12 protein-coding genes and 1 pseudogene are annotated in these 11,869 nt (G+C 44.2%); 5 read left to right on the top strand and 8 right to left on the bottom strand.

The genetic code is table 11. From position 1 onward, the window contains the following. Window positions 1-106: 106 nt before the first annotated feature. Window positions 107-1,198 (top strand): glycerol dehydrogenase, encoded by a 1,092-nt coding sequence (locus FC60_RS08775; protein ID WP_056938003.1) that lies wholly within the window; start codon window positions 107-109, stop codon window positions 1,196-1,198. 98 nt (window positions 1,199-1,296) lie between these two features. Here the strand turns inward: FC60_RS08775 and FC60_RS08780 are convergent, their stop codons facing one another. Beyond that, a complete protein-coding gene (locus tag FC60_RS08780; RefSeq protein WP_056938004.1) occupies window positions 1,297-1,881 on the bottom strand; it encodes a hypothetical protein in 585 nt (194 codons plus the stop codon). Between the two features lie 213 nt (window positions 1,882-2,094). Here FC60_RS08780 and FC60_RS08785 point away from each other — a divergent pair, with 213 nt between their 5' ends. Then, window positions 2,095-2,649 (top strand): sigma-70 family RNA polymerase sigma factor, encoded by a 555-nt coding sequence (locus FC60_RS08785; protein ID WP_162252190.1) that lies wholly within the window; start codon window positions 2,095-2,097, stop codon window positions 2,647-2,649. Window positions 2,650-2,687: 38 nt separating this feature from the next. On the opposite strand, the gene FC60_RS08790 is transcribed toward FC60_RS08785, so the two are convergent. Beyond that, window positions 2,688-3,776, bottom strand: coding sequence for a 5-methyltetrahydropteroyltriglutamate--homocysteine S-methyltransferase (locus FC60_RS08790; RefSeq protein WP_162252191.1), 1,089 nt, complete (start codon window positions 3,774-3,776; stop codon window positions 2,688-2,690). 801 nt (window positions 3,777-4,577) lie between these two features. Here FC60_RS08790 and FC60_RS09850 point away from each other — a divergent pair. Next, on the top strand, window positions 4,578-4,652 hold the full coding sequence (locus FC60_RS09850) for a putative holin-like toxin (RefSeq protein ID WP_420804667.1): 75 nt from the start codon (window positions 4,578-4,580) through the stop codon (window positions 4,650-4,652). Between the two features lie 76 nt (window positions 4,653-4,728). Here the strand turns inward: FC60_RS09850 and FC60_RS08795 are convergent, their stop codons facing one another. After that, window positions 4,729-5,523 (bottom strand): metallophosphoesterase, encoded by a 795-nt coding sequence (locus tag FC60_RS08795; RefSeq protein WP_056938006.1) that lies wholly within the window; start codon window positions 5,521-5,523, stop codon window positions 4,729-4,731. Window positions 5,524-5,616: 93 nt separating this feature from the next. Here FC60_RS08795 and FC60_RS08800 point away from each other — a divergent pair, with 93 nt between their 5' ends. Further along, complete coding sequence (locus FC60_RS08800) at window positions 5,617-6,645, top strand: zinc-dependent alcohol dehydrogenase family protein (RefSeq protein WP_056938007.1); 1,029 nt, start codon at window positions 5,617-5,619, stop codon at window positions 6,643-6,645. A gap of 157 nt (window positions 6,646-6,802) precedes the next feature. Then, complete coding sequence (locus tag FC60_RS08805) at window positions 6,803-7,846, top strand: iron-containing alcohol dehydrogenase family protein (protein WP_056938008.1); 1,044 nt, start codon at window positions 6,803-6,805, stop codon at window positions 7,844-7,846. Between the two features lie 34 nt (window positions 7,847-7,880). Here the strand turns inward: FC60_RS08805 and FC60_RS08810 are convergent, their stop codons facing one another. The 5 genes and pseudogenes from FC60_RS08810 to FC60_RS09560 form a co-directional block, all read right to left on the bottom strand. Continuing rightward, complete coding sequence (locus FC60_RS08810; RefSeq protein WP_056938009.1) at window positions 7,881-9,092, bottom strand: NRAMP family divalent metal transporter; 1,212 nt, start codon at window positions 9,090-9,092, stop codon at window positions 7,881-7,883. 12 nt (window positions 9,093-9,104) lie between these two features. After that, on the bottom strand, window positions 9,105-9,851 hold the full coding sequence (locus FC60_RS08815; RefSeq protein ID WP_056938010.1) for a LamB/YcsF family protein: 747 nt from the start codon (window positions 9,849-9,851) through the stop codon (window positions 9,105-9,107). Continuing rightward, complete coding sequence (locus FC60_RS08820; protein ID WP_056938011.1) at window positions 9,848-11,218, bottom strand: acetyl-CoA carboxylase biotin carboxylase subunit; 1,371 nt, start codon at window positions 11,216-11,218, stop codon at window positions 9,848-9,850. Before FC60_RS08820 ends, FC60_RS08815 begins: the two co-directional genes overlap by 4 nt. Beyond that, window positions 11,190-11,624, bottom strand: a complete 435-nt coding sequence (locus FC60_RS08825) for an acetyl-CoA carboxylase (protein ID WP_056938012.1) — start codon at window positions 11,622-11,624, stop codon at window positions 11,190-11,192. Before FC60_RS08825 ends, FC60_RS08820 begins: the two co-directional genes overlap by 29 nt. Before the next feature lie 5 nt (window positions 11,625-11,629). Beyond that, window positions 11,630-11,869 (bottom strand): annotated as a pseudogene (locus FC60_RS09560) (5-oxoprolinase subunit C family protein); the annotation flags it as partial.

The following is an 11,869-nucleotide window of genomic DNA, read 5'->3' on the forward strand; positions in this document are numbered from 1 at the left end:
TACAACCTATTAAAACATTACACTACCATAATGATTATTTGATTCCCTACCTCGCTTAAATTATAATTAGTTTGTAGATTATTTCACAATTTAGGAGGATCACATTATGGTTATTGGATTTGCATCACCTTCCACTTATATTCAAGGCAAAAACGTAATTTTAGATAGCGACAAATACTTACAAACTTTTGGTAAACATCCACTATTACTTGCTGGATCTACCGCCTACCACATTATTGGTCATGACTTTGAAGAATATCTTCAAGCTCACGATTACACAGTAACTTACGCACCTTTCAATGGCGAATCATCCGACCAAGAAGTCGATCGCGTTGCCAAGATTGGTCAAGACCATCAGGTTAGTGTTGTTTATGGACTTGGTGGTGGTAAAACCGTTGATACTGCCAAGGCTGTCGCTGATAAATTAGATTTACCAGTAGTAATCATCCCAACTTTAGCTTCTAATGATGCTCCATGTTCGCGATTATCGGTTATCTATACCGAAGATGGAAACTTTGACCATTATCTCTTTTACAAGAAAAATCCTGACCTAGTTCTCGTTGATACTCAAGTAATTGCTAACGGACCCGTTCGAATGTTAATTTCAGGAATTGCGGACGCCTTAGCAACTAATGTTGAAGCTGAAGCCGTGGCTCAAGCAAATGCGGATACAATGTTAGATCAAAAGCAGTCTTTAATCGGTTCAGCAATTGGTCACCAATGTGAGGCTACTCTCTTTAATTACAGTCACGAAGCTATCGCCGCTGCTGAATCACATGCAGTGACTAAGGCTTTAGAAAATATCATCGAAGCGAACACCTTAATGAGCGGACTAGGCTTTGAAAGTGGTGGTTTATCTGGTGCCCACTCCATTCATGATGGATTGACTACTTTAAGTCAAACTCACGAACTTACCCATGGGGAAAAAGTTGCATATGGGACCTTAACCCAACTAATGCTAGAAGGTGCCGATCAAGTCCGCTATGAAAAATATTATCGTTTTATCAAATCTTTAGGATTACCAACCACTTTAGCTGATTTGAATTTATCCAATGTATCAGATGAAGAACTACTAGAAGCTGGTAAGGCCGCTTGTTCTGAAAACGACACCATGGATCGGTTACCATTTGAAGTCACTCCTTCTGATGTGGTCGATGCATTGAAGGCTGTGGATGCTTATAGCAAAGCAAATGCTTAATCTATTTCCCGACACCCAAAATGCCTAACTAATCGTTGTAAGTCTTTAGCATTAAGTTCCTCCCCATATAAGAATTGATGGGCATCTTGAACCATTAATTATAATTGGCGTTGATGCACCAATTGTGCTTGATATTGACTGACATGGAATTCTTGCGGCGTCATGTGATTGGGCACGTATTGTTGACTCACCTGATCATAGGTATTAACGGTCTGCATCAAATGTGCTACTTCATTGGCCCGCAAGCGGAGCCGTTTAGCCTTTTGATAGTTTGCATCAATTATGTACTGATGATCACCAAAGTCGAGTAAAGTTTGATCCTGATAGTTACTAAGACTTTTAATCAGATGCCCTGCATACAAGCAGAGCTGTGGTGATGATAAGCCACAAATAGGTACCAGCTGCTTAATCCCCAAATTTAAGCCAACTGTTAATGATTTTAAGTTACGTTGTTCTTTAATCACTGAACACGCTGCTCGCATCATCAGGTCAACGGTCCAAGATTGCCGTCGTAATTGCTCTAAAATTACTAAAACCGATGATTTTAACCGCCAAACTTCATGCTCGGTCGTGATTAAAAAACTTTCCTCCCCATTCCGTAACAGAATTAATATTTCATCGAACTGGACCGCCCGATTTAATGTTGGGTGGTCCTTTTGCATTAGGACCTTTATATTTTCCATGCTTTCTTCCTCCCTTGAGAATTAAAAATAATAGTTTTTGGCTAAAATTCGCTCCCAGATAGTTAAAAGTCCAGAAAACCGGGTTATTTAGGGCCGCGAACTATGATTTTATCAAAATTAATCGTTCTTTACGAGTGTTAATTCGTAATAATTACTATTATCTTTAATATGACTCTTGGCCAGGAGAATATTAAAATTTCGAGGAATATTATTATGATAAATCGAACGATGCGGGATGGCTTTCTGCATTTAACCCTACATCACAATAACCGTTTAATTAAAATCAGCTTACATAAGCTCCATATCTACCCTGATCATCGTCAATATGACGATCTCTATCAAGAAGGCTGCCTAGCCTATGCCAAAGCTTACGTTTCCTTTGACGGTGATCCGGAAACATATGCGGACTTGGATTGGTTTCAAGCCTATGCCTATCGGCGTATTTATTGGCGGCTGCTGGATTTGTTAAAGCATTCTTGGAACTATGTCCAAGCCCAGGAAACATCCGTGGATCAAAGCCAAGCGACCAATTTAGCCTTACAAGCTCAAGCTGATCCAGTCGCCAGCCAGGCGCTACAAAAAGCGGACCTAGAACATGCTCTGCGCTATATCCGTGCACACAGCACGCCCCTCCAGAATCAATACTTATCGTTAGTATTAGATGCTGATTTAACTAATGCGGAAATCGCACGAATCCTTGGAATTTCTCGGCAATCCGTCTATGAATTACGGCGACGAGTCCAAGAAGTTGTAAAGAGATATATGTAACAAAAGGATGTGGCCGGAACTATTCCGGTCACATCCTTTTAGTCGTCTAATGCAACTTGCCGTACTAAATCCAATTTTTTCCATTGCATTTCTTCAGAGATCAAATTACCCTCCGCCGTCGACGCAAAGCCACATTGGGTTGCCACGCATAGTTGGTCTTTAGAAACGAATTGGCGGGCTTGTTTTACCCGGTCCACCAAGGTCGTCAAGTCTTCTAATTCATTCGTCCGCGTATTGACCACGCCCAAAACGACCTTTTGTCCTTGCAGCTTCTTCAGTAATTCAAAGTTACAATATTTTTCATCATCAAATTCCATAAAGAAGCCGCTATAAGGCAATTGAAAGATCGTATCGACGAGGTCATCATAAGTCGTATCGTAAAACTTCTTCGACCGTAAATTACCTTGGCAGATGTGCAAAGTAATATCCATATCGGCCGGCTTGGCTGCCAGGATGGCTTGTGAAGTTTGATAAAAAGTCTCACGGACCTCATCCACATCAAAACCCGCCGCCACAATTTTAGCCTTAAAGTTATCATCACATAAAGAGACCCAGACCGGATCATCTAATTGCAGATATCGACAACCGGCATCATAAAAGGATTTGATAGCATCTTGATAAACCTGGACAAAGTCTTGGGCAAGCCGTTTAAAATCCTTACCATAGTAATTAGCTTGGTCAGTCGTAATGGTATCGATTAGCACCATATTGGGTCCCGGGATATCTAGTTTGGTCATTACACCGTACTGATCGGCTTCCGCCTTAGCGAATTTAAAATGATCAATAAATGGGTGATTGGGGTTCCAGCTGATCGGTCCTTCAATCGTCGTTGACCCCACTAAAGTATCTTCACCAAAGAGGTTCATGGTATAAATCGAAAGTTTCACCCCATTTAAAGCGCCTAAAAAGTCCGAGTGATACCAGCCACGCCGAAACTCTCCATCCGTCACCACGGGATAACCATGGTCGACGAGTTGTTTGATTAATTGCCGAATCGACTCATCTTCAATTACTTTTAGTTGGTCTGCACTTAGCTCTCCTGCCCGCACTTGTTCGCGAGCTTCCTTTAACTTAGTTGGTCGTAAAAAACTACCAATAATGTCATATTTAAACGGTGCTTGTCCCATCATATCCTCCTTACAAAAAGTCCCCGAGGAAGTACATTACTCCATCGGGGGCAAACAACAAATCTGACGATTAAAATCTTGTAATTATTTTCTAATCATAATATCAAGTAGTCGTTTGGATGTCAATTAGATCCGCAAATTATTTAACGTTAACTTTAGCAATAAGTTGCCTTTATCGGCAAAAAAGACCGCTCTTTCATAACTTTGGAGAGTTTTCTGAGCGGTCTTTCCGTTTAACATAACTAGCCACTGTTTTAAACGAGCTTGTTTATGTTTTTATTATACCGAATTAGATTCATCAATTGTAGTCATAAGCCATAATTATTCGCAAATATGCCTTTATCGAACAAATGTTCCTTGATATAATATTTTAGCAAGCCTGTTTTCTGAGCGTTGGCTGATTTTCTAATTAAGGTGGTGGTGCCTATGGTTCCTCCCAGAAAGGAGAATTAGCCATCGAGATCTACCAGATTCTCGATCTGCTAATTAAGCTTTTGACGCTAACCTTAGCGTTAATTAGCCTTTATCGGCAGAAATAAAAATCGCTCAGCGTAACTTTGGAGGTTACTGAGCGATTAATGCTTTGTCACCAAGCCAACGTTCTAAACGGGCTTGTTTATGCTTTTATTATACCGAATTAGATTTATCAATTGTAGTCCTAAGCCACAATTATTTACCAATATGCCTTCATCGAACAATTGTTCTTTAGTATAATATAAAAGCAAGCTCGTTTAGAGCGGTGGTTGTCCCCTGAAAGGAGTCCAACTATGGAACAAATTTTAGAAAGTCGACCATTTCATTATGAGCATTTTCGAAGCGCTCAACTTAATGTTGACCTTCGGATTGCTAATTGTTGCAATCTTGCACAAGAAGTAATGAACAAAACCACTGTTTTAAACGGGCTTGTTTATATTTTCATTATACTTAAAACTCCACTTAGTTACCAGACATATCAGACCAAAATCTTGACCCAATCACTGGTGTTGTCAGAGTATACCTGCATAATTTCTCCATCATCATTTAAAACTACCACATTCCCGTGATTATCCATCAAGGAACCATGGCATCCATTATCGGTAAAAATACGCGCCGGTTCGCCATGATAGCGAATTTCTAGGACCGGACACTCAGGATGCTGGAGAGCGCTCAAATGATACTCGCGCCCCTTCGAATCGACCATGACCCCATCTATCATACTGGTGGGCGTATGTCCCGTGATAATGGTTTTACCGGTTCGATTATGGGCGATGACATTGGTCCCCAAATCATACCAATAGGTTTCTCGCATCCATAAGCGATTCTGGTCACTGGTCGTTAAATAATTGGTGGTCGGCATCACCCCGGCATGGACAAAGATTATCTGATCCGTTTCTAGTAAAGTTGGCAGGCTCTGAATAAAGGCCAAGTAAGGAGAGGCTAGCAATTGGGCTTTAATTTGATCCAGACTACCAATGCGACTATATAGGGACTGTAAAGTCGTCTTAGCCCCATTAATAAACCAAAGCGAATCTCCATGCTCCACAAAGGCTTGCAACATTTGTTCATGATTTCCCTTTAAGGCCCAGGCCCCTGCATCTTTAACCTGATCCATGACGTATTGGAGGGTCATTTTAACGTCGCGTTTGCCATCAATATAGTCACCGCCAAAGACTACTTGGGCGTGAGGATAGTCCTGTTTCGCAGCTTTCACCAATTTAATCCAAGCTACCCCGGTTCCATGAGGATCACTAGCAAAAATATAAGTCATCGTCCCACCTCCTTTGATCGTCATTATATCATGCTGACTTACCATCTCTAGCGAAGTGATTATAATAGAAGAAAAAGGAAAGAAGATGTTACGATGTCCAACTCTAAAACCATGTTGGCTTGGCACCTAACCAAGCCCGGTCTCGTGGATCAATCCCCGGCGCCCATCAAGTTAATTGAATGCCCCATTCCAATCCCTGCTACTAACGAGGTCCTGGTGAAAGTCTTGACCTGTGGCGTTTGTCATACGGATCTGCATGTCACAGAAGGCGATCTGCCAATTCATCAGGAACACGTCACTCCTGGTCACGAAATTGTTGGTGAGGTGGTCGCTAACGGCTCATCCGCGCACCGCTTTCAAAGGGGCGACCGGATTGGGATTCCGTGGTTTCGGCAAGCCTGTGGGGTCTGCCGCTTTTGCCGCAGCGGTCAAGAAAACCTCTGCCCCCATTCGACTTATACGGGCTGGGATCATGATGGTGGCTACGCTCAATACGTAACCGTTCCCGAAGGCTTTGCTTATCGTCTTCCTAAGGAGCTTGATCCAGTGAGCGCGGCCCCACTCCTTTGTGCCGGCATCATCGGCTACCGAGCCTTTAAACGGGCTCGAGTCCCGGCTGGGGGAAGTTTGGGACTATATGGATTTGGCGGTTTAGCTTCCTTATGTGCCCAGTTAGCTCTCCATGAGGGCATTGAGGTCCATGTCTTTACGCGTGGCCTAGCTGCCCAAGCAGCCGCCCTTAAAATGGGTTGTGCCAGTGCCCAAGGGGCTTATGATCCGGCACCCGAATTACTCGATTCCGCCATTCTCTTCTCGCCAGCCGGCGAAATGGTTCCTAATGCGCTTGCTAACTTAGCTCCAGGTGGCACCCTCGCTATTGGGGGAATTCATTTGAGTGACATTCCCAGTCTTAATTATCAAGCGGCGATTTTTCACGAAAAGAATCTGACCAGTGTGGAGAGTAATACCCGCCAAGATGGGGAAGAATGGTTAGCGCTTGCTCATCGCCTCAAGATCATTCCGCATACGACCGAATATCCATTTGATCAAGCCTTAGCGGCCTTACAACGGGTCAAAAAAGGTAATCTGGATGGCGCACTAGTCTTAAAAATGCCTCAGTAACACTTTAAAAACTTAAAGCAAGTGAGAAAGATTCTTTACTTCCAGCTTCTCCTCGTCCGCTTTTACTTGACTTTCTTACAAATTAATAAGGACAACTTGTTATTTTATTAGTAAGTTCTAATATTGTAACTAACCCATTTGTGAGGAGGTTATCATAATGGCAGAACGAACCATTCGATTAAGTCCGGGTGAATATGTGAATGAACCTGGCATTTTAAAGCACTTACCTGATTATCTCAGTCAACATAAATTATCCCACCCGGTCATCATTACTGATGAAACCGTCAAAAAGGTGATTCCACCTTACCTACCGGATGGTTTTCTTGATCAGTACCCATTGATGCTCTTCCATGGTAATTGTACCTACGAAGAAGCCGATCGTTTAGCCGACCTTTGCCAACCATACGATGGCATTATTGCCTTTGGGGGTGGTCAGCTTTTGGATAATGTTAAACTGGTCGCCGACAAATTAAACATCAAGCTGTTTAACATTCCGACGGTACCTTCTAACTGTGCTGCCTTAACCACCAAGAGTATTGTCTACGCGGAAGGTGATCACGAAATGGTCGCTAATCACCGAACGGGGATCACGATAAGTGTCGTTTTAGTGGAACCAGAACTCTTACGGGTTGCCCCTCAACACTATATTTTATCAGGCATTGGTGACACCATTGCCAAGTACTATGAAATTCGGCGACGGCTTCCGAAAGATAATTTACCATTGGTCACTCAACAAGTGGCCCGGAATTTTATTGAGGTCTGTCACCGGGAAATGCTTCATGTAAAAAATGTCGCCACTTTATCTGAAATTGAATTAAAGAATCTTTGGGATACGATCTTTTTAATTGCCGCTTCGGTTGATAATTTCGCCGACGATGATGGGCGAAGTTTAGCAGCCCACACCTTTTATAAGGCCTACGTTAAGATTAAGGATCATCCTGATTGGACTCATGGTGAAATTGTCGCGCTCGGTAATCTGTTCCAAGTAACACTAGAAGGCAATGACAAGCTTGCCACGGAAATTCGCCAATTCTATCCCACGATTGGGCTTCCAGTTAAGTTAGCTGATCTCGATATAACCGAAGCTGAGATCCACCCCATAGCTGAATACATCTGTCTAAAAAAGAATACGCGAATGCAATCAGTCTTTCCTGATGTGCAGGTAACGGCTGTTGAAGCAGCTTTAAGAAAAATGATCTAAAAAAATGGATTTGCAAATATTGCAAATCCATTTTTTAGAATAAGCCAGCAATTGTATTGCAGGCCGCAAAGGCCATAAAGATGACGACAATCCAGCCTGTGATTGATAACCAAATTGGATGGCGATAACCATCTCCCATTACCTTCTGTTTCCGACTAGCCAATAAGAGAATCCCTAGGGCAATCGGCAGAATCGTCCCATTTAAAGCCCCAACAAAGACCAAAACCTTGGCTGGTTGTCCGATGAAGATATAGATTAAGGTCGAAATCGCAATGAAGCCAATTGTCAGCCAGCGTTGCGTATTCGTTTCTTTGGCTTCTTGGTCATGATTTGTGGCGTAGTTCAAAAAGGATGTTGAAGTAAAGGTCGACCCAATTACTGAGGACATCCCTGCCGCAAAGAGCAAGAGACCAAAGAACTTATAACCAATTTGACCCGCCGCCACCTGGAAAATGGTCGCCGCTGGATTATCGGCAGCCAATTGATGACCAGCTAAGACAACCCCGAGACCCACTAAGAATAAGAGAACCCGAATTAAGGATGCCAATCCAATTCCCGTTAACGCTCCGAGATTCACGTAATGGGTATCCTTTTGCCCTTTCGCACCCCCTTGCAGCAAGCGGTGCCCACCAGAAAAGGAAATGTAACCACCAACCGTTCCCCCAACAATCGTTAGGATCGAGTAAAAATTAATCTTGGTTGGGGCAAAGGTATGCGTTACCGCAGTAGTATAGGGAATCTTAAAGACACAAAGGACATATACCAAGACTAGGACGGCCGCAATCGCTAGAATCTGAACCGTGCGGTCGACGACGGGCATCGCATTTTTGATGATCAATATGATAATTCCCGCCAAACCACTAATAATGGCCCCGGTGGTCACCGGAATTCCAAACATAACGTTTAGTCCCAAACCAGCGCCGGCAACATTCCCAATATTAAAGAAAAGGCCCCCGATCGCCACCAGGAGTGATAAGAGATAGCCTAAACCGGGTAAGACTTGATTGGCTACCACCTGGGCTCGTTCTCCCGCCACGACAATAATCCGCCAAATATTTAACTGGACAATCACATCGACAATAATACAAATCAGAATGGCGAAACCAAAGTTAGCCCCTTCGGACTGCGTAAAAGTCGCGGTTTGGGTCAAAAAGCCTGGTCCGACGGCCGACATGGCCATTAAAAAGGCGCCACCAATTGCCGCATTCCGTAATTGACGGTGACGGTTACTTGTTGTTTCTTTCATTAGCATTCCCTCCTAGGCATGAATATTAATTCCAGCATCATCAAAGACGGCCCGCATCGTTGTTACTAATTGGCGAGCGGCTGCATTATCACCATGAACACAAATAGTATCAACCACAATCTTCACCGTTTCGCCAGTAATAGCAGTCACGGTCCCAGTCGTCACCATGGTTAAGGCTCGCTGGGCAACCTGCTGAGGATCCGTTAGGACGGCTCCCATCTGACTTCGAGGTACCAGCGAACCATCGGCTTGATAGGCACGGTCGGCAAAGACTTCCGACCGCACTGGTAAACCAGAACGTTGCCCGGCGCGAATGAGTTCACTATTGGCTAGTCCATACAAGGGCACTGAAGGATCCACCCGTTTAATACCTTCACAAATGGCAAGAGCGAGTTCAAAGTCTTTCGCTGCCGCATTATAAAGCGCTCCATGTGGTTTAACATGATGCAAATGATGATTCGGCAAGAAACCTTGGAGCGCTGCCACTTGGTAAGTCACCATGTCTGCGACTTCTTGATGACTCATGGCCATTTTGCGCCGTCCAAAACCTGCTAGATCAGGATAACCAGGATGAGCGCCAACCGCCACCTGATTCTGCTGAGCTAAGGTTACTGTTTTAGCCATGACATCCGGATCACCCGCATGGAAGCCACAAGCCACATTAGCTGAGGTAATCATCGGCAACACCATTGCGTCATCGCCAATCGTATAATTACCAAAACTTTCCCCAAGATCACTATTAAAATCAACCGTAATCATTGTTCTACCTCCTGACTTTGTAATTCATCTAACCAGTTCACTGTAGTCTTTAAACGCTGAAAATCTGGTTCTCGTAAAATTTGGGCCAGTTCACCTAAATTGGTTTGGACCCCTTCAATGACTGTTTCATCCACAATCGTTTGCATTTGTTTCAAGACCCGCTGTCGTCGATTACCATAAACAATTAATTTGGCAATCATCCCGTCATAATTGGTGGGAACTTGATAGCCTTGATAGATTGCCGTATCTACCCGCACTCCTTGGCCGCCTGGAAGATGTAAAGCTGTGATTTTGCCTGGGGTTAAAGCATTAATTCGACATTCTAGGGCAAAGCCTTGCGTAGATGGACGCTGACCGGACAAAAGACCACCCGCGGCCAGTCGTAACTGTAATTCGATTAGGTCCACCTGATTAACCTGCTCGCTAATGGCATGCTCGACTTGGATCCGGGTATTCATCTCCATGAAATAATAAGAGCCATCTTCGTTATATAAAAATTCAATCGTCCCGACTCCTTCGTAGTGCAGCTGGGCAACCGCCACCTCACACCGACTTAACATTTCGGAGCGGATGGCCTCAGGAATGACCACGGCCGGCGCTTCTTCAATGACTTTTTGATGCCGCGCTTGGATAGTACAGTCACGTTCACTCAAAGCGATCGCATGTCCATACCGATCAGCAATTATCTGTACTTCAATATGGCGTGGATGAGCTAAATACCTTTCCATGTACATCCGGCGATCATCAAACGATGCCCTGGCTTCATCTTGGGCGGTAGCGAATTGTTGGTTTAATTCTTCAGCAGAATGCAAGATCCGCATTCCCTTACCACCACCACCTGCTGCGGCCTTTAACATGATCGGATAGCCAATTTGCTCAGCTTGTTGCTGGGCCGTTGACAAATCGGTAATGATCGATTGACTACCTTCAACAATTGGCAATCCCGCCCGCTGCATGGTCTGTCGCGCCCGTTCTTTATCGCCGAGTAATTCCATTAATTCGGCGCTGGGACCAATTAATTTAATATGGTTTTCTTGACAGGCCCGGGCTAATTGGGGACTTTCCGATAAAAAACCGTAACCAGGATGCAGGGCATCCGCCCCCGTCAATTGAACTGCCGCCATCAAAGCCGCGATATTTAAATAACTTTGACTGGCATTAGCCGGTCCAATCTTGACCGCTTCATCGGCTAATTTCACATGGAGAGCTTGACTATCTGCGTCTGAATAGACAGCTACGGTTGCTAGTCCCAAAACGCGACAAGTCCGAATGATCCGAACGGCAATCTCTCCCCGATTGGCAACTAAGACTTTATGGAAAGGCCATTTACTGACGGAATCACTTAATTTGAATAAGTGGTTGTCCATATTCAACCCCCTCCTCATTATTAACTAATACCCGTTCGACGGTTCCCGCTTGATCAGCCATTACATTAGTAAACATCTTCATGGCTTCAATCACGCCCACAATTTGACCGGGTTCCACATGATCGCCAACCTGGACATAAGGCGGGTCTTGTGGTGATTTCGCCGTATAAAAGATCCCCACGGTGGGAGCGTTAATGGTTGTCCCATCGACATTGGCTGTCTGGGCCCGGACGGGTTGGGTTAGTTCTGGACCGTTTAGACTTCTGGAATCGGTCAATACATCATTCTTGGGCGTTTCCGACACTAATTTGATACGCTGATCACCATCTTGATATTCAATTTCTCCTAGCCCTTGGTCTTGCATGATTTGGGCTAAGGCTTCAATTGCTGCTTGATCAATTTTCATTTTGATTACTCCTCAAATAATTGCTGAATACGATAGGCGGCCACCCGACTAATCCCAAAAGGTGCTTGGTAATAGGCTTCATGAAATTTTTGGCGAAGCCGGATTTGCGATTGCGAGCGTTCCCGAATTAAGTCCTGTGCTTCTTCTAAGTCAATCAATTCGAACTGGATCGATTGACCAGGTCGGGATTGCGCTAAGAGGCGGATGTCTACCGTCGCGAGCACGGCAATTAAAGGATAGCCGCC

The sequence above is a fragment of the Limosilactobacillus gastricus DSM 16045 genome, assembly GCF_001434365.1.
In the GTDB taxonomy this organism is placed as follows: Bacteria; Bacillota; Bacilli; order Lactobacillales; family Lactobacillaceae; genus Limosilactobacillus; species Limosilactobacillus gastricus.

Coding starts and splice junctions, on each gene's coding strand:
- FC60_RS08775 (WP_056938003.1), top strand. CDS start 107: ATGGTTATTGGATTTGCATCACCTTCCACTTATATTCAAGGCAAAAAC.
- FC60_RS08780 (WP_056938004.1), bottom strand. CDS start 1,881: ATGGAAAATATAAAGGTCCTAATGCAAAAGGACCACCCAACATTAAAT.
- FC60_RS08785 (WP_162252190.1), top strand. CDS start 2,095: ATGATAAATCGAACGATGCGGGATGGCTTTCTGCATTTAACCCTACAT.
- FC60_RS08790 (WP_162252191.1), bottom strand. CDS start 3,776: ATGGGACAAGCACCGTTTAAATATGACATTATTGGTAGTTTTTTACGA.
- FC60_RS08795 (WP_056938006.1), bottom strand. CDS start 5,523: ATGACTTATATTTTTGCTAGTGATCCTCATGGAACCGGGGTAGCTTGG.
- FC60_RS08800 (WP_056938007.1), top strand. CDS start 5,617: ATGTCCAACTCTAAAACCATGTTGGCTTGGCACCTAACCAAGCCCGGT.
- FC60_RS08805 (WP_056938008.1), top strand. CDS start 6,803: ATGGCAGAACGAACCATTCGATTAAGTCCGGGTGAATATGTGAATGAA.
- FC60_RS08810 (WP_056938009.1), bottom strand. CDS start 9,092: ATGAAAGAAACAACAAGTAACCGTCACCGTCAATTACGGAATGCGGCA.
- FC60_RS08815 (WP_056938010.1), bottom strand. CDS start 9,851: ATGATTACGGTTGATTTTAATAGTGATCTTGGGGAAAGTTTTGGTAAT.
- FC60_RS08820 (WP_056938011.1), bottom strand. CDS start 11,218: ATGGACAACCACTTATTCAAATTAAGTGATTCCGTCAGTAAATGGCCT.
- FC60_RS08825 (WP_056938012.1), bottom strand. CDS start 11,624: ATGAAAATTGATCAAGCAGCAATTGAAGCCTTAGCCCAAATCATGCAA.